Source organism: Dysgonomonas sp. BGC7, assembly GCF_001261735.1.
GTDB lineage: Bacteria > Bacteroidota > Bacteroidia > Bacteroidales > Dysgonomonadaceae > Dysgonomonas.
The window spans coordinates 1-18459 of the sequence record NZ_CVRP01000008.1 but is presented as its reverse complement, the minus strand read 5'-3'; the positions used below and the strand labels follow the sequence as shown (position 1 = coordinate 18459).

The 18459-nt window shown below is 34.7% G+C and carries 21 protein-coding genes and 1 tRNA gene; all 22 read left to right on the top strand.

The window, feature by feature from the left end:
* Window positions 1-73: 73 nt before the first annotated feature.
* Window positions 74-146 (top strand) — tRNA-Lys (locus BGC7_RS08210).
* Between the two features lie 240 nt (window positions 147-386).
* Window positions 387-1604, top strand: coding sequence for a site-specific integrase (locus tag BGC7_RS08205; RefSeq protein ID WP_050701103.1), 1218 nt, complete (start codon window positions 387-389; stop codon window positions 1602-1604).
* A gap of 273 nt (window positions 1605-1877) precedes the next feature.
* On the top strand, window positions 1878-2903 hold the full coding sequence (locus BGC7_RS08200; RefSeq protein WP_050701102.1) for a sensor histidine kinase: 1026 nt from the start codon (window positions 1878-1880) through the stop codon (window positions 2901-2903).
* On the top strand, window positions 2900-3655 hold the full coding sequence (locus BGC7_RS08195; RefSeq protein ID WP_050701101.1) for a LytR/AlgR family response regulator transcription factor: 756 nt from the start codon (window positions 2900-2902) through the stop codon (window positions 3653-3655). Before BGC7_RS08200 ends, BGC7_RS08195 begins: the two co-directional genes overlap by 4 nt.
* Before the next feature lie 155 nt (window positions 3656-3810).
* Window positions 3811-4731, top strand: a complete 921-nt coding sequence (locus tag BGC7_RS08190; protein ID WP_050701187.1) for a DUF6268 family outer membrane beta-barrel protein — start codon at window positions 3811-3813, stop codon at window positions 4729-4731.
* 2 nt (window positions 4732-4733) lie between these two features.
* A complete protein-coding gene (locus tag BGC7_RS08185) occupies window positions 4734-6080 on the top strand; it encodes a TolC family protein (RefSeq protein WP_050701100.1) in 1347 nt (448 codons plus the stop codon).
* Complete coding sequence (locus BGC7_RS08180) at window positions 6077-7135, top strand: efflux RND transporter periplasmic adaptor subunit (RefSeq protein WP_050701099.1); 1059 nt, start codon at window positions 6077-6079, stop codon at window positions 7133-7135. The genes BGC7_RS08185 and BGC7_RS08180 overlap by 4 nt, the downstream gene beginning before the upstream one ends.
* A gap of 5 nt (window positions 7136-7140) precedes the next feature.
* The gene (locus BGC7_RS08175) at window positions 7141-10245 is read left to right on the top strand and encodes an efflux RND transporter permease subunit (RefSeq protein ID WP_050701098.1); all 3105 of its coding nucleotides are present in this window, start codon (window positions 7141-7143) and stop codon (window positions 10243-10245) included.
* Window position 10246: 1 nt separating this feature from the next.
* Entirely contained in the window at window positions 10247-11116 is an 870-nt protein-coding gene (locus BGC7_RS08170; RefSeq protein ID WP_199318942.1) for a lysophospholipid acyltransferase family protein, read from the top strand.
* A 170-nt stretch (window positions 11117-11286) separates the two neighbouring features.
* Entirely contained in the window at window positions 11287-11553 is a 267-nt protein-coding gene (locus tag BGC7_RS08165; RefSeq protein ID WP_050701097.1) for a hypothetical protein, read from the top strand.
* A complete protein-coding gene (locus BGC7_RS08160; RefSeq protein ID WP_050701096.1) occupies window positions 11528-11902 on the top strand; it encodes a hypothetical protein in 375 nt (124 codons plus the stop codon). Before BGC7_RS08165 ends, BGC7_RS08160 begins: the two co-directional genes overlap by 26 nt.
* Before the next feature lie 158 nt (window positions 11903-12060).
* Complete coding sequence (locus BGC7_RS08155) at window positions 12061-12396, top strand: helix-turn-helix domain-containing protein (protein ID WP_050701095.1); 336 nt, start codon at window positions 12061-12063, stop codon at window positions 12394-12396.
* A gap of 304 nt (window positions 12397-12700) precedes the next feature.
* Window positions 12701-13288: a BfmA/BtgA family mobilization protein gene (locus tag BGC7_RS08150; RefSeq protein WP_050701094.1), complete on the top strand. Its 588-nt coding sequence runs from the start codon at window positions 12701-12703 to the stop codon at window positions 13286-13288.
* An 8-nt stretch (window positions 13289-13296) separates the two neighbouring features.
* Window positions 13297-14157, top strand: a complete 861-nt coding sequence (locus tag BGC7_RS08145) for a DUF5712 family protein (RefSeq protein WP_050701093.1) — start codon at window positions 13297-13299, stop codon at window positions 14155-14157.
* A gap of 154 nt (window positions 14158-14311) precedes the next feature.
* Complete coding sequence (locus tag BGC7_RS08140) at window positions 14312-15136, top strand: ParA family protein (RefSeq protein ID WP_050701092.1); 825 nt, start codon at window positions 14312-14314, stop codon at window positions 15134-15136.
* Window positions 15123-15599 (top strand): hypothetical protein, encoded by a 477-nt coding sequence (locus BGC7_RS08135; RefSeq protein ID WP_050701091.1) that lies wholly within the window; start codon window positions 15123-15125, stop codon window positions 15597-15599. Before BGC7_RS08140 ends, BGC7_RS08135 begins: the two co-directional genes overlap by 14 nt.
* A gap of 2 nt (window positions 15600-15601) precedes the next feature.
* Window positions 15602-16324: a hypothetical protein gene (locus tag BGC7_RS08130; RefSeq protein ID WP_050701090.1), complete on the top strand. Its 723-nt coding sequence runs from the start codon at window positions 15602-15604 to the stop codon at window positions 16322-16324.
* A gap of 270 nt (window positions 16325-16594) precedes the next feature.
* Window positions 16595-16912, top strand: coding sequence for a DDE-type integrase/transposase/recombinase (locus BGC7_RS08125; protein WP_157258685.1), 318 nt, complete (start codon window positions 16595-16597; stop codon window positions 16910-16912).
* Window positions 16913-16957: 45 nt separating this feature from the next.
* A complete protein-coding gene (locus BGC7_RS18310) occupies window positions 16958-17203 on the top strand; it encodes an integrase core domain-containing protein (RefSeq protein ID WP_082206571.1) in 246 nt (81 codons plus the stop codon).
* 42 nt (window positions 17204-17245) lie between these two features.
* Window positions 17246-17443, top strand: coding sequence for a DUF5712 family protein (locus tag BGC7_RS18080; protein WP_221406074.1), 198 nt, complete (start codon window positions 17246-17248; stop codon window positions 17441-17443).
* A gap of 36 nt (window positions 17444-17479) precedes the next feature.
* Entirely contained in the window at window positions 17480-17683 is a 204-nt protein-coding gene (locus BGC7_RS08120) for a hypothetical protein (protein ID WP_157258684.1), read from the top strand.
* A 74-nt stretch (window positions 17684-17757) separates the two neighbouring features.
* On the top strand, window positions 17758-18459 hold a 702-nt coding region (locus tag BGC7_RS08115), incomplete at its 3' end, for a restriction endonuclease subunit S (protein ID WP_255351458.1).

Here is an 18459-nt window from a genome sequence, read left to right as displayed (position 1 = left end):
TTTTTTTATCCATTTATTTGGATTATAAATTATTTCGGCTACCTTTGCACTCGCTTTGATAAAGCAACAGGGAGATTCCGTAGCTCAGCAGGTAGAGCACATCACTTTTAATGATGGGGTCCTGGGTTCGAGCCCCAGCGGGATCACTAGCAAATGATGCAAAAAGAAGTAAAACCTTGATTTTCAGCAGAAAGTCAAGGTTTTTTCTTTTGTCCAAATAGGCAAAAAAGGGCAATTTACGACAGTATATACATGCCTAAATCGTGGACAAGCAAGCGTGTGAAAAATGGTCCACGATTTTGAGTATTAGTCATTATTTGTCAGCAACTTACCTCATAGCTACTTGATGGTTTAAACGTAATTTTAACCACAAAAAAAGTAGTAAAATGAATCAAAAATCCTTCCATGTTTTATTCTTTCTCAAAAAGAATAAAATCAAAGCAAACGGAGAAGCCCCTATTGCAATGAGAATCACTGTAGATAAGCGATTTCGTGAAATGTTTGTCCGAAGAAGTGCATTCGTAGAGAATTGGGATCAAACCAAAGGAAAGCTTAAAACAAAAGACAAATTATCAACTGAGATCAATATGTATATTGATACGGTCAGGGCTAAAATACAGAATATCCACAGGCAACTCGAAGCCGACAACCTCGAAATATCCGCAAAAGAGATCTGTAACCGCTTTTGTGGTGTTGAAGAGAAACACAAAACTCTCTTAGAAGTTTTTGAGGAGCATAATAAAGAGATCAAGCAATTACAAGGTAAAGGCTATGCTCAGAAAACGATTATTCGTTTCGAGGGGACAGTAAGATATTTGAAGGAGTTCCTAAAGAAAGAGTATAAGAGGTCGGATATCAATCTAAAGGATATTGATCTACCCTTTATCCAGAAGTTCGACACCTTCTTAAAGACAGAGAAGAACTGTGCTCAGAATACAGCTATTACCCGATTAAAGCAGGTGAAAAAGATTATGCGTATCGCTTATTCTAATGACTGGATTCAGAAAGACCCTTTTATGACTTACCGATTTAAGTTTGAGGAAACCAATATCGAGTTCCTAACACAAGAAGAGCTAAACTCCATTATTCAAAAGGACTTCTCTATTGAAAGACTAAGTACAGTCAAAGATATCTTTCTCTTCCAATGTTTTACAGGATTGGCATTTTCAGATATTGAGCAACTAAAGTCTGAACATTTGGTAAAGGATAATAACGGCTCATTATGGATTCGCAAGAACAGGCAGAAAACAAACAATATGTGTAATATTCCTTTAATAACAGCAGCAAAGATGCTCATAGACAAATATGCGACTCATCCAGACTGTCTCGAAAAGGGTGTACTATTTCCTGTACCTACCAATCAACGTATGAATTCATATCTGAAGGAAATTGCCGATTCGTGTGGAATAACAAAGAAGCTGAGCACCCACACAGCTAGACATACGGCAGCTACGATTGTATTTTTAGCCAATAAAGTATCGTTGGAAAATGTGGCTAAAATACTTGGGCATTCGAACGTTCGGACAACTCAACATTATGCCAAAGTATTGGATAGTTCTATAATGAGGGATATTCAAGAGGTAGATAAGAAATTTTCATTGTAGTTTCTTTTCATCTGAACACGAAGATATATCAAGAGAATAATTCAATCAAGGTCAAGCCCTTCGGGTTTACACAAACAATCTTCCTTTTTTCAAAAGAGTATTCTTTGGTAAAACCTTGCTTTTATTATTCTCTTTTTAAATGGGGTGTTTATCAGTTGAAAAGAAAAAATAATATTCAGTCGTAATTTTAAATTCATCTATCAAATAATGAAGTTCATCAGAAAAAACAAGAGATAAAGACTAAGTCTCCAGTGAAAATTCTATTTTTGAATTATGATACATTCTAAAAAATATAATATAAAGAATCTTCTTATATTCTTCTTCTCCACACTGCTTTATGCTTTGTCCCAGATGCTTTTCAGTATTATCCTGATGAAAGAAGATTTGTGGAATAACTTTCCTGTGCAATTGCTATCCCATTATGTCGTAATCTTTACCATGTGCATCGCAGATTATATATTATTGCTATTTCTGAATAAATATCTGCCCTATTCTAAAAATGTATTCTTCCGTATCATGGCAGACTTTGCAGGAGTGGTTGTTGTCTGTTTAGTCGTGCTATTTATGTTCAACTACCTGATATATGACGTGCTTCTTATTTCTAAAGATGGTCTACCTTCTTTTCTTGTCAAGTTTGCATTTGCAATGACAAATAATATTCCGATCCTACTGGTTTTTGAATTGATTTATTATTTCCAGTCTGAACAGAAAGCCATAGCAGACTCTGAAAAAGCGAAACATAGAGCGTTATTATTCCAACATGAAACACTAAGAGCTCAAATAAATCCACATTTTCTATTCAACTCATTGAATGTTTTGTCGTCATTAATATATATGAACCCTGAGAATGCAAACAAATTTACCAAAGCTTTGTCTAAGACCTATAGATATGTCCTTTCTTTAAATCGTCGTCCCGAAGTCTCAGTAGAGGAAGAGCTAAGTGTCTTGGATTCATATATCTTTTTGATGAAAATGAGGTTTGAAAATACCTTCACTTTTACAGTAGATAAAATATCCAATAATGAAAAGAATAAGATTATACCCCTTACCCTGCAACTACTGATAGAAAATGTATTCAAGCACAATGTGGCAACCGAAGAAATGCCATTGGATATAAACATCACAGTCGGAGATAAACACATCACAGTAGAGAATAATATCCAGCCGTCTAAGGATACGGATAAAGGAGGAATAGGTTTAAAATATCTTACGAAGCAATATAAATTGTATGACAGAGAAATTATTGTTGAGCATACAGATCAACAGTTTATTGTAAAAATCCCATATATACAGTCATGAAATACCTGATAGTAGAAGATGAGCGATTCGCATACGAAGAATTGAAACGTATGATGGTTCAATTGCGTCCGGATTATTCACTGGAGAAGCAAACAAAGACTGTTGTCGACACCATTGAGTTTTTGAAAACCTTTGCTGTTGATCTCATCCTTATGGATATACGACTTGCAGATGGTAATTGTTTTGAGATATTTAATCATGTTGAGGTTTCCACACCTGTAATATTTACTACTGCCTATGATGAACATGCTATCAGGGCATTCAAACTGAACAGCATCGATTACCTGCTTAAGCCTTTTGATGAGAATGAATTAGAAATAGCATTAACTAAATTCGAAAAAATATATCATAATCATTCTTATAAAACTGATCCTAAGAATTTTGAGCAAATATTATCTATCAAAACTAAAAATCGTTTTTTAATCTCAAAAGGAGAAAACTATCATTATATAGAAACGACAGATATTGCCCATTTTTATAGCGAGGATGGAGTTGTATTTCTACATACCCTCCAGAATAAACGGTATATCATTAATTATACATTAGACCAATTAGAGCAACAATTGGATAACCGCTTGTTTTTCCGTGTATCTCGTAATTGCATCGGTCATGTGAAAGCCATCGAAAATGTTGCTAAATATTTCAATAGCAGACTGAAACTCTTCTTTTCCCCTGCATGTCCACATGAAGTATTGGTTAGTCGTGTCCGTGTACCCGATTTCCTAAAGTGGATGGACGGGATTACTGAATAATCACAGTTTAGCATCTTTTATATAGGGTATGGAATTTTCCATACCCTTTTTTATGCATTTCATTTTGTCAATTCTGAACTCCATAGTTAATGACTTTCGGTATTGCTTCATATCTCATTCTTTTGCTGAAAATAGTAAATATAAATTTAAAACTTATGAAGTTAATATCATTATTGTTTGGAGCATTAGGGATTCTTCTATGTATGGAAGGACAGGCTCAAGAAATCTCATTCAAAACAGAGTACATTGGGAGTTCAGACTATCGTCTCTTACCTCCCGGAGATAAACCTAGTGTGAAAATCGGAGATAGTAAAGGTTCTGCTGTCGTTTATCAAGGGGCGGTAAATATACCTCTATCTATAAAACTGAATGAAAAGAATCGTCCAACTGCTTGGGGAGTTGGTCTAGGAGGATCATACACTTCGTTGAGCAACAAAAAATTCACAGATGACATGGTATCCGAAATAATGAACTTACAAGTAGGTATTTACCATTTACGTCCCTTGAATGATAGATGGTCGATGAGAGCAAGCGTAGGGGTGGGTGTATTTACTCCCTCTACTAATTTTTCTAAAATCAGGTTCAAAAATGTGCTAGGAAGTGCCGGTGTTGTTTTTATACGACACTTGAAACCTAATTTGGATCTAGGTGGGGGTATAGCGATAAATAGTTCTTTAGGCTACCCGATGGTATTTCCTGCTTTCTATCTTAATTGGAGGCTAGAAGGTAAATTCGATGTAAATGTTGAATTAGTCGAAGGTTTGAATGTATCGGCAGGTTATGATTTCAATGACTGGTTTAAGTTATCATATGCCCTTGAAATGAATGGACAAGTAGCCTTGTTAGAAAAGGACGGCAAAGATATGATATTCTCACACCAATATATTGTTACAGGATTTCGCCCCGAAATAAAGTTTAATGAAACAGGATTATCCATGACTGCTATGGCTGGTTTAAATCTATACCGTCCGGCTTCTTACAGTAATAGAACCTTGAAAGGAGTGTTTGCCTCGGATAATGATTATTACTTTACTGTTTCTCCATATGTGTCTGTCGGGCTCAAATACAAATTCTAAGGATGAGAGCGATTCTGTTTCTACTGACCTTGTTTCTATTAAACGGTAATACTCTCATAGCACAAAACTTAGGTGAGAGGATAACTCTTCAACAATGTCTCGACTTTGCAATTAACAACAGTTATACCGCACATAAGGCAAATTTGGAGGTTAGTAAAGCCAACTATCAGGTACACGAAGCCTGGTCAAAGGTATTACCACAAATAAATGCTTCGGGTAGCTTCGATCATAGTATAGTTCTACCCACAACGATGTTGCCGGGAGAACTCATAGGTCAGATCGGAACACAAATCCCGGTTCAGATGGGTTCAAAGAACGAATTGGATTTTGCTCTTACACTCGAACAGGTTATTTTTTCACCCACTTTATTCACCGGGATTAAAATAGCAAAAAACAATAACGAACTTCAGCGACTTCGTGCAGCTATGACAAGAGAAGAAGTGATCTTCAATGTAAGCAACGCATTCTATGACATACTCAATAGTATGCAGGAACTGGACAATATTAATTATATGGTATCCACGCAGGATTCACTTTACCTATTAATGGAAAAACGAGTAGAAGAAAATGTAACAAGAGAAGTTGATTTAAACCGAGTTAAAGTAAATCTAACCAATTTACAGGCAAGAGGGAAGAATATCAGAAATATCATATTACAACAAAAGCGCTACTTAAAAATACTAATTGGTATCCCGGTCGAAGATGATCTTGAATTGGATGATTCGGTAACAAAAAATATTGAAGTATTAAAATCCGGAACATATTTACTGACAGATAATAAGATAGAGATTGACGTACTGAATAAGCAAAAAGAAATATTGGCTCTTGAAATTCGAAAAAATAAGATGGAGTATCTACCAAAATTATCAGCAATAGCTACAGCCGGATATCAATTCCAATCAGATAAGCTGAATCTGACAAATAAACCATGGTATAGTTCTGCTATTATTGGTGTCCGCTTAACGATCCCGATATTCGATGGTTTAAATAAGCGAAGTCGAATAAGACAGAAACAAATACAACTTCAACAATTGGATTGGGACATTCGGGAAACGCAGCAAACCATATCAGCCAATTATCAAAACGCCAGAGATCAACTGGAAATAGCTTATGAATTGGTACAGGTACAATCTGAAAATCTGAAATTGGCAGAGAAAGTGTATGCTCAAACAATGGCGCTATATACCGAAGGCTTGGCAAATATAACAGACCTACTTGAAACGGAAAACTCTTTGCATGAAGTAAAAATAGCCTATACAACAGAACTCATCCGCTACAAAAAAACAGAAATAGATATGTTAAAAGCAAGCGGAACACTTAATAATTTATTAAGCGACAATAGAAAATGAAATCAAAAATAGTAATATCAATTATTATAGCTGTTTCCATTACTGCCCTTATTGCATGGAAATTGGTAGACAATAAGCAAAATATTGATAAAAAGGCTGAATTGTCACTAGCGGTAAATACAATTGTACCCGTAATGATAGAGAAACCTCGATATCTCGACTTGGGTGAAAAAGTCAGTATAAATGGTCGTATCGATTCTAAAAACGAAGTCGCAGTTAAGTCAAAAGCACAAGGTATTGTTCTCAAAAAATACAAAAAGAGCGGAGATGCTGTCAGCTGGGGAACAGTCATTGCTCAGCTGGAAAATAGTGTGATTCGTCAAAATTTGCAGCTCTCAGAGCTGGATTTTGCAAAAGCAAAGAAAGATGTAGAGCGGTTTCAGAATCTAGCCTCTATAGGAGCTGTGACTGTGCGTGAGTTGGAAAATGCTCAAATTGCCTTACGCGCGATTGAGAGCAGAATAGCTGACCTGCAAGACCAACTAAGAAATACCTCTATTATATCGCCTATCTCAGGCATCATCAACAAAGATTATTTTGAAGAAGGTACACTACTCTCTGTTGGAAGCAATGTTGTAGATATTGTAGATGATAAATCCTTGAAAATGTATGTCAGTGTAACAGAGAAAGAGGTATTAAAACTAAAAAAAGGAAACAAAGTTTCCATCATTACCGATGTACATCCCGGTATTACATTCACGGGCACGATTGATGCCATTTCTCCTAAAAGTGATGCCCAATATTATTATTCGGTAGAGTTGATATTAAATAGTCCTCAGCTACAACCAGGTATGTTTGCTACAGCTATTTTCAATATCGATGATAATAATAAGAAAGACCTTATCGTAAGCAGAGACGCTATTGTCAATGGGATAAAAGATCCTCATGTATTTGTAGTAAGAAAAGCGAAAGCTTATAAGATTCCGATACAAATAGGGAGTTCGGACGGAAAGCACATCGAAATAATCAATGGCATCTCAATCAATGACACGATAATAAAAAGTGGGCAAATCAACCTGACAGATGGTGTTGATGTATCTATTCTAAATTTATAAAAAGGATGAATATTATTAAAATGTCAATCACCCGTCCGACTACAGTAGTCGTGACATTTGTTATACTTGCCTTTTTCGGTATCTATTCGTTGACTCAACTAAACCGAGAATTGATGCCACGCATGGAATTCGATGTGATATCCATCAGTACTATGTATCCGGGTGCTGGAGCGAACGAAGTGGAAAACTCTGTAACTAAAAAGATAGAAGATGCTGTTTTCTCAATTGAAGGGATTGAAGAAATTGCTGCAACTTCTATGGAAAATTTCTCTTTGGTAACTATCAGTTTAAAAACCGGAACCAATTTGGATAAAGCACTTCGAGATGCACAACGAAAAATAAATGCTATACGTTCCGATCTGCCGGAAGATGTGAAAGAGCCTTCTATAAGCGATTTTAGCCTTGCAGATATTCCCATAATGACGATAGGGGTAGTCGCCAATATGGGTGAAACGGAATTCTATGATTTAATTGATCATGAAATAAAACCTGCATTAGAAAGAATACTGGGAGTTGCGCAGGTGTCACTCATCGGAGGCAATGAAAAGCAAATAGAGATAAATATCAATAAAGACCGGATGGAAGCTTATGGGCTTTCCATTCTTGATATCAGTAATGTTTTGATCAATTCAAATCTTGATTATCCAACCGGAAAAATAAAAAGTAACAATAAGCAAATGCAAATCCGTTTACAGGGGAAATACAACAATCTGGTCGATATTGAGAATGTAATATTGAAATATATGCCCGACGGAAGTGCTGTAAAAGTAAAAAACATTGCAGATGTACATGATGGAAATAAAGAGACAGAAACTCTTAGCCGTGTAAATGGAATACCAGCCATTGGTATCACAATACAACGTTCTCCCGATGCCAATACTGTAGAGATATCTGAAACCACAAAGAAGATATTGAATAGACTGGAATCGGAATATAAAGCGTCGGGATTGAATTTTATCATTGCGGCTGATAATGCTGAATTTACTCTGGAAGCTTCCAACTCGGTGATGGTAGATCTTGTCATAGCTATTGCTTTGGTAGCCTTCACCATGTTATTATTCTTATACAGTGTAAGAAATTCCATTATTGTTTCAATCGCAATTCCATTATCACTTGTCTCAACATTCATTGTGATGTATCTGCTTGGATTCAGTTTAAACCTGATGTCATTATTGGGTATAACGCTAGTGGTAGGGATTGTTGTAGATGATGCTATAGTTGTTATTGAAAATATACACCGCCACATGGAAATGGGTAAAGACAGAGTACAAGCAACACATGACGGACTTCGTGAAATAAGTGGAACAATTATTTCAATCACACTGGTTTTAGTGGTGGTATTTATTCCTGTTTCCTTGACACAAGGACTCATTGCTAATGTATTTCGTCAATTTGCTGTCACTATAGCCATTGCGGTATTGTTCAGCCTATTCGTCTCTTTTACTGTAGTTCCCTTACTTTACTCCCGACTAGGTAAGACAGATGAGTTTAGCAGAGAAAGCCTTATTGGAAAAGGGATACACACCTTTGAAAATATGATAGAGTGGATAGCCAAGCAGTTTTCAACCTTTTTGAGATGGTCTTTATCTCATAAGATCATTACTTCATTTATAACACTTACAATCTTTATCGGTTCGGTAAGTTTGATTGCATTTGGTTTCATTGGAAGTGATTTTGCCCCGTTAGGTGATCAAGGGCAGTTTGTGATAAAAATGGAACTCCCTCGTGATGTTTCAATAGAGCAAACTAATCAGGCTGCTTATAAAGCTGAGAACGTATTGAGAAGTAGCCCTCTTGTGGAAACTGTATTTACAACGGTAGGAGCAGAAGAAAATGGACAATCTCAAGTACGCTTAGCGGATTTACGTGTGAAAATGATTCCACATAATAAGCGTAATATTTCAACTTCGGATTTCTCCCGAGAAGCGAAATCTTTTTTACAGAAGAACATTTCCGATGCAAAAATATGGGTGGCGATGACCGATCTGATGGGAAATATCGATGAAGCCCCGATACAATATTATATCACTGGGAATCAGATCGACTCGGTGAGAGCTTCAGCAAACCTTATTCTTGATAACATCAGATCAGTAAGAGGTATAATCGATCCGAAACTATCTGTAGAAGAAGGTAGTCCTGAAATCAGCATTATTCCTGATCGAGATAAAATGTCTGCAATAGGAATCCCTTTCGAAATGTTGGGCATGTCACTCAATAATGCATTCAGCGGAAACAACGATGCAAAGTTCAGACAAAACGAATATGAGTACGATATTAATATACGTTTCGATGGCTTTGATCGTCAGAGTATAGCGGATATCGAAAATCTCTCATTGATTAACACTTCCGGGAATACAGTCAAACTCAAACAGTTTGCAAAAATAGAAGAAACCGAAACACCCGGTATTTTGGAACGTCGTAACCGAAGTGCCAGCGTAACACTTAATAGTCAGGTTGGAGGACGTCCGATCGGAGACATAGGGCAAGATGTCAGCCAAATAATAAATTCGTTGAATCTGCCGGAAGATATCACTGTTACTCCCGGTGGCGAGCTCGAAATGCAAGATGAAAGTACGGGTACAATGGGAATTGCTCTCATTGTCTCTATTTTATTAGTTTATCTAATAATGGTATTATTGTACAATAACTATATGTATCCTTTCGTAGTCTTAATCTCCATTCCTCTTGCTATAATAGGCTCATTACTTGCATTAGCATTGACAATGGATACCCTAAATCTTTTTACAATGTTAGGATTGTTATCCCTTATAGGTCTTGTTGCTAAAAATGCCATCTTGTTAGTTGACTTTACCAATCAGTCGAAAGAAAGAGGTATGGAATTGAAAGACGCACTCATTGAGGCAACTCATCAACGATTCCGCCCAATATTAATGACAACTGCTGCAATGGTTATAGGTATGCTTCCTATTGCTTTGGCGACAGGAGCAGGAGCTGAATGGAAGAATGGTTTGGCTTGGGTTATGATTGGAGGACTCATCAGTTCCATGTTTCTCACACTTATCATTGTTCCTGTAGTCTATTATATAATGGATATTATATTGACAAAGTTAGGTTTGAATAAGACAAAAGCTATTGAAATACAGGATTAATATGAAACAAATTTTTAGAATAATTCTCTATAAAATTCTTTATGGTATTATTTATGGCATAAGTCTGTTACCTATGACATTCTTGTATGCTATATCTTCTTTTGCATTTTTCTTTGTTTATTACATCATTGGGTATAGAAAAGCGGTAGTGATTCAAAATATATCACGTTCTTTTCCTGAGAAACGCTATGGAGAGGTAATTTGTATTGTAAAGAAATTCTATTCCTGTTTTACAGCCTACTTTGTCGAAATTATTAAAAGTGTCTCCACTCCAACAGAGGTACTTGACCAAAAAATAACATTTGAAAATATAGAACTTATCGACAAACACATAAGTGCCGGAAGAAATGTGATTGTCAGTCTTGGACATTGTGGAAACTGGGAAATGCTAAATTTTATGCCACATAAACTACCGCATGATATGTTCGCTATTTATAAACCTTTGAGATCAGGAGTAATGAACCAATTGATGATAAAACTCCGATCTCGTTTTGGTATGAAATTAATATCTCATAAATCAATCGTACGTCATATCTTGACTCAAAAATCATCTCCTGCCGTTTACTTTTTTCTCGCAGATCAATGCCCCCGAATAAATGAAGATAAATATAAGTTTGAATTCCTAAACCAAGAAGCATATGTCTTTTCTGGTATGGAGAAACTGGCTCGAATCAGTAGTTCTGCGGTTATTTATCTACATATTACTCAGCTATCGAAAGGAAATTATAAAGTAATCTGCATGCCCATATGTTCAGAAATGGAATTTATGAATGAAGGAGAAATAACTCAAAAGTATATAAACTTATTAGCCGAAAATATTATAGAAGAGCCATACGGCTGGTTATGGACACATAAACGATGGAAAAGATAGAAATATGATTTACTTACTCTTAATAATAGCAATAGTAATAACATTTATCTTGATTGGTTCTATAATTATCGTATACACTTTTCTAAAAGAACTTCATGACGAAGAGTAACTTGATGTAGTATAAAATAAGACTTCGGTCGAATATTAATATTTACATTAAATTTATCTCTATGAAAGAGTTAGTTAAAACAGATTTTTTGACATTTATGAGTGATAACTCTCTGAATGTGAAAAACAAAGAAATTACAAATGCCTATGAAAACTTTGTAGCAGAAGTATTAGCCTTAAATCAAACCGGATCAGATTATGGTATAGTCTTTCGGTCATTGAAATTGACTCGTATAGAGTTCCAATCATTGCAAGCACAAATTTTATACGAGCAGGGGGAAAAATGCCCTAAAATATCTCTACTTGCAAAAAGCTATTGCTATTATTGACTCTGAGCTAGTATTATTAGAAACAAGATTCACGCACCCTGAACGATTCGTAAAAGAACAGACATTTAAATCTGATCTGTATATAATCCCTAAGTCAAAAGACTTGGGGATTATCGCATTAGCAGAGATTGTCGAAAGTCTTTACTTAAGTCAAAAAATATTGAATAATGAGGGTAAACCAGCAAGTAAATCTCTGATTGGAGATAAATTTGAACTGATATTTAATGTTTCTTTTGGTGACATTTCAGACAAGACCTGTGAAATATACAAACGAAAACCTTTCAACAGAACCAAAGCCCTTGATTTCCTTCGTAATATGATAATTCGTAAGGACAAAGAAACAAGATGAAAAATAATGCATTTATAACATATTGTATATAAACAAATTGCAAACAATTATTAGAGGGGTAGTTAACTATCCCTCTATTTTTCTGTCTTCAATTGTCAGTTCTTTGCCTTACCAATCGATTGGAATTAATTAATTATTAATTTCAAAAACAAAGAATTATGTATTTAGATAATGAAGACTTTATCCAATGGATGGAAAAGCTCGACAGGAAGCTCACAACTATAGGTAGCGATCTGAAAGCAGTAATCGCAACAGGAGAAGCATTTACCAATGATGATAAATTACTCGACAATCAGGATTTGGCTTTTCTTTTAAAAGTGAGTTATCGGACTTTGCAACGTTATCGGGATAGTGGTCAACTTCGCTATTTTCTAGTCAGACGAAAGAGCTTTTATCGTATGGCTGATGTAAAAGATTTTATCCAATCCTATGCGTCGAAAAATGAAGTTGTGATGTTCAATAAGGGCATAGAAAATGATAAAACCTTGAAATGATTCTGCATTTACTGATCTAAGCAGAATAGTGCAAAAAGGTGAGGGCTGTGTTTAGCCCATCACCCTCCCTAAAGGCTCCGCATTTAGCAGAAACACCCCCGCTCAGCCGCTTCGGATTGTTTAGCTAAATTGAGCAAGAGGGAACTGGACTATCGTCCTGTTCTCCTCTTGCCCTTCGGGGCAAAGCCTTCGGCTTTAGTGCTTTATCAAAAAGCACTGTTATAACACTTACTATAACTGAAATTGATACTCAATTCTAATTAAGTAAGTTAGATATATCAATAACTATAAAATAGTTATAACAATGGAAAAACAGAATAGGAAAACCATATTTACTACCATAGCGATAGATAAGGAAACGGACAAAATAATAGAAAAACTCAGTAAAAGCTATTCACTGAAAAAAGGAGAAATTACAAAATTGGCTTTTCTGTATTTAGATAAGGCAAATATCAATCCTAGTGAAGCACCCGAATCGACAAAAGCAGAACTCAGGAAGATTAACAAACGACAAGATGATATTATCCGTTTTATCCGACACTATGAAGAAGAACAGCTCAACCCAATGATACGGACAAGTAATTCGATTGCTACAAGATTTGATAATATTGTCAAATCAATGGAAGATATTATTCTTTCCCATCTTAAAGCCAATCAGGAAGCACAGAACAATCTATTAAGGATGTTGAGTGAGAAATTTACAGGGCACGCAGATGTGATTAACAATCAGGGAAAGCAACTATCAGCAATTTATAAGAATCAGCAAAAGGATAATAAGAAACTGCTGCAACTTATCAGCTTGTATTCAGAATTAGCTACAGCAGGATTAATGGATGGAAAACGAAAGGAAAACTTGAAAACAGAGATAACGAATCTCATAAATGAGCAATAATAAAAAAAATGAATATAGATTTTCCACCACCATCCAACGGAACATACAATAATGCAGGGAGTAGCAGACGACTTGCAGCATATCTCGAACATGAGGACTTGGAACGGATGGAGAAAGGTATTTACACCGAAGGATTCTTCAATCTAACGGAAGAAAACTTGTACAAATCGCAAGTTGTAAAGGATATTGACAACAACAAGGCTCAACTACTAAAAACAGATGCTAAGTTTTATGCGATCCATATCAGTCCATCTGCTAAAGAATTGCGAGTAATGGGTAATACCGAACAAGAACAAGCGGAAGCTATGAAAAAATATGTTCGGGAGATATTTGTTCCTGAGTATGCCAAGAACTTCAGCAAGGGACTATCCGCAGAAGATATAAAATTCTATGGGAAGATACATTTTGATAGGGGTAGGTCGGAAAACACAGAAGGTAATATGCATTGCCATATTATTGTCAGTCGGAAAGACCAATCCAATAAAATCAAGCTGTCGCCACTAACCAATCACAAGAATACCAAGAAAGGAGTGATTAAAGGAGGATTCGACAGAATAAATCTCTTTCAGCAAGCGGAAATTGGCTTTGATAAGCTCTTCAATTACAATCGATCATTAGATGAAAGCTTTGGTTATTACAATATTATGAGAAATGGTTCTATTTCTGATCAGCTCAAAATTCAAGAACTCACTAATTCATTACAGCATGATGACATGAATTCAGTAAGTCAGACAGTCAATCTAGTCGATTTAGGATCATCTTCTGTTTTGAGTATATTTTTGCCTAAGATTCATGGAGAAAATATAGACGAATTGAGGAAAGTAGAGGAGATTAAGAGGAAGAAGTGGAATCCGGGATTGAAAAGATAACTTCCTAATTTTAAACATAACTTGGGATTATAATACTAGAAAATAGTAATATTCTGGAGTTATATGAAATAGTCTTAAATTTTCAGTTTCCTAAGTGTATCCATATCGTTTTTTTTCTTATCATTGTTGTTGTTTTAATAAAATATCTAAAAATATGCATACAATCTCTTTTATAAATATGAAAGGAGGTGTTGGAAAAACAACATCTGTTGTTGAGATCGCGACACTTCTTGCTACAGAGTTTTCCAAAAAAGTATTAGTAATTGATTTAGACCCCCAAACAAATGCTACACTTTCGTTCATAAGCCTAAAACAGTGGGAAAAGATTAAAGATACAGGTACAATAGCAGATGTTTTAGGTATGAATAGAGGAGCCTCTTCTAGAGATGAAGATTTTGATATAAAAAAGGCCATAATAAAAAGTCCTCAAGGTATAAAGAATTTAGATCTAATTCCATCTCACTTAGAACTCACATTTCTGGACTTAGATCTTGTTTCTGTTCCTGCTAGAGAAAGTGTCTTAAAAAACAAAATAGATAACGCAGGTTTAAATTATGATTATATTTTGATAGATTGCCCGCCTAATCTAACTCTCGCCCCACAAAATGCATTAATAATAAGTGATTATATCGTTGTCCCTGTAACACCTGAGGTTTATCCTGCAATAGGTTTACCTTTACTTGTCAATCGAGTCCAGAAATGGAAAAAAAGTTTTAGAGACTGTAATGTCGAATTTCTTGGTGTTATCTTCACAAAAGTAGATGGTCGATATAGTGTACATGCACAACAAATGGACGCCCTTCGAAAAAGTAAAATAATACCATGTTTTTCTACAATTGTAAAGCAAAACGCTCCTCTAGGGAAAGCTGTTGCAGAAAGTAAACCTGCAACTTTAGTATATCCGCATTGTAATGGTGTTGAGGCTTATAGAAGTTTAGCTAATGAAATAATTCAAAAAATCGAAGATGATGGAAAATGAGATATTAAAGAAATTAGAAGATATATTGAAAGAACTTGCACCAGACGGACAAAGAGGCTTAGATATATCATCTCTAAAAATATTTATAAAAAACTATAAAAATTTCATTAGAGTAAGTGAGAAAAATGAAGCAAAGCAGACTATACCTTTTGATGAGGCTTTAGATATTATAAAAGCTTTTTTAGAAGATAAGAAAGCGTTTCCTCGGATAAAGGATGTTATAGATTTTGCAAATGATAAATTAGGTATAGATTTTAAAGATCAGAAAGAATCTAGAGAAATAACTATATCTCGAATTATTAGTCGTATTAAACAAAAGCCTAAACTAAAAGATACTTTAAAAAAGGCGGTTATTAGTATTAGAAATGAGGTTGTGCATGGAACAAAAGAAAAGCCAACAAAAAAAGAGCTAATTACGGCTGAGACCTATAGTAAGTGGGCTGAGATTATAAAAAACATCTAAATATGGAGAAAGATTCTTTAATTCTATCTAATGCTAAAAAAGACATTCCAATATATCTACAAGATTTCAATAATTTCTGGAAAGAAACGACAACTTATTATACTGATGAAGTCTTGACAGAGTGTTATGCAACAAGTCTAATTTACAAAAACTGGCTTATTGTTTTAAATCACATTGGGATCAAAACTGTAGATGCTTTTTGCAATGAATTACATGAAGATATAAATACTTCATTCTATCACTCCTATTTTGGACAATATAGGTCTGCCCATATGCATTTACGCAGCGTAATTGAACTATCCTTACAATTATTCTACTTTTATCAACATGAGGTAGAATATGACCAGTGGAAAAGCGGAGAATATAGGATTAAACATGATGTTCTTACTGATTATTTAAAAAAACATCCAGCATTCAAAGATACAACAGCAGTGGATACTATTGATTTAATTACAAGAAAATGGAAACTCTTTTCAAAATATATTCATGCTGAAGCACCTGATTTTTTTCAAACAAATTTGGAATCATCAAAAAAAAGAACTATTTCTAAGAAAGATTTAGGGGTCTGGAAATCTAATTATTTAAAGACCGGTTATTTAACAAATAAGTTATTCCTTCTATTCTTTAAAAATAATTTAAATCTTTTCCCTACTCAAAATAGAGATATATTATTAAGAAATCAAACAGATAAAGACTTAATCGAACTAGGATTAAAGATTGGTTAATATAATTCGTATAACTACATTAGATGAAATCTATATCCAATGAATGGTTATTTCGTTGATAGATTATAATATCGGCTAATTTCCTCAATCTCATCCTTACTTCCCCTCTCAAAAACTCGCTTTAAAACAGCATCTTTATATTTTCCCCAATTAATCTTACTAAAATCAACGTCCCAAAATAAAGATTTGCGAATACGAAGGGTTTCTGTATAAAGGCTTAAGTCTGTCAGAATCTGGTGGCACGCATAATGAGAAAGAAAAAACTAAGAAGTGTGCGAGTCAGAAGATTTAAGCAAACTACCAATTCTAAGCATACTTATGCTATTGTCGAGAATAGATTGGCAGAACTTCAGCACTAGAGGTAACAATCAAGTGTGGGTTCCTGATATCACGTACGTCAAAACTGGCGAGGGATGGGTATATCTAACTACTGTTATCGATTTGTTTGACCGAAAAGTGCTAGGATGGCATATGAGTAATAACATGAGAGCTTCTGATACAGTTATTCCTGCATTGAACATGGCATGTGCAGTTTCTTCCAGAACACTAGGTGCTGAACTTGTTTTTCACTCGGATAGAAGCATATAATATGCCTGTAATCAGTTCAAAGATACTTTTAAGAAATATAAAGGAATACGACAAAGCATAAGTCGGAAAGGAAATTGCTATGATAATGCAGTAGCAGAGAGCTTCTTCAAAACTATAAAATCAGAACTAATCTATCAAAATATGTATAAGTCCAGAAAAGAAGGTTATTATTCTGTATTTGAATATATAGAGGGTTTTTATAATACAAATAGAAGACATTCTCATTTACAATATTTGACTATCAGAGAATTTAATGAACTATATAAGTTCGAACAACTAAAAATAGCATAAATACTACTCGTTTAAAATTGTCCTAAAAAAAGTTGAAAGTTCATTTCGCCACTAACTAATCATCGGAATACAAAGAAAGGTATTGCCAAAGGAGCTTTTGATAGAAATAATCTTTTTCAAGAATTAGAGAAGGGTTTTGACAAGCTTTTCAAGTATGATCGATTGGTATCTGATAGTTCTGGGTATTATAATACGATGAAGAATGGCTGTATTACAGAAGAAATAAAAATGCAAGAATGAATGGATGAACTCACTAATTCATTACAATATGACATCATGAATTCAGTAAGTCAGTCATGCAATCAATCGGTGTGTCAGAAAGCTAGTGAGTCAATAAATCAATCAACGAATCCACCAAACTTAGGATTATCTTCTGTTTTAGGTGTTTTTTCTACTGAAGTACATGGAGAGGATATTGAGGAACTAAGAAAGATGGACGAGATTAAAAGAAAAAATGGAAACAGAGCTATGAAGAGATAATTTTATAAAAAAATAAAGATATAATCCTATCAAAAACACATATAATATATTTATATTCATAAACTTACATCTATGTGTTAACTGCTAATAAATCATATTACGAGAAGTTTGCCGATGGGTCGGTTAAATGTATCGATGAACAGATTCCTTTTGAGATACCGGAGAGTTGGGAGTGGGAGCGTATTGGGAACATAGCGTTTTACAAAAAAGGTCCTTTTGGAAGCAGTATTACAAAGTCCATGTTTATTCCTGAATCAAAAGATGCCATTAAAATTTATGAACAAAAAAATGCTATCTACAAAGATGTTGAAATAGGAGGATATTACATTTCAGACAAAAAATTTGACGAACTTAAAGGTTTTCAAGTGTTCCCTGATGACATAATTGTAAGTTGTGCTGGTACAATTGGAGAAACTTATGTTATGCCAAAAAAAATGAGGAAAGGCATTATTAATCAAGCCTTAATGAGAATCAAGTTGTATAATCATGAAATATTGGACTTCTACTTACTGTATTTTGATTTTGTACTAAAGAATCAGGCGAATGAGCAGGGAAAGGGTACTGCTATTAAAAACATTCCACCTTTTGATATCCTTAAGAATTTTTTAATTCCGCTTCCGCCAATAGAAGAACAATATCGGATGCGTAATTTTATCAAAACGATAGCGAAAGATTTGGATTCTGTCGATGAAAATAGAAATGCCATATCAGTTCTAGTCGCTCAGGCCAAATCTAAAATTCTTGACCTTGCGATTAGAGGCAAACTAGTTCCACAA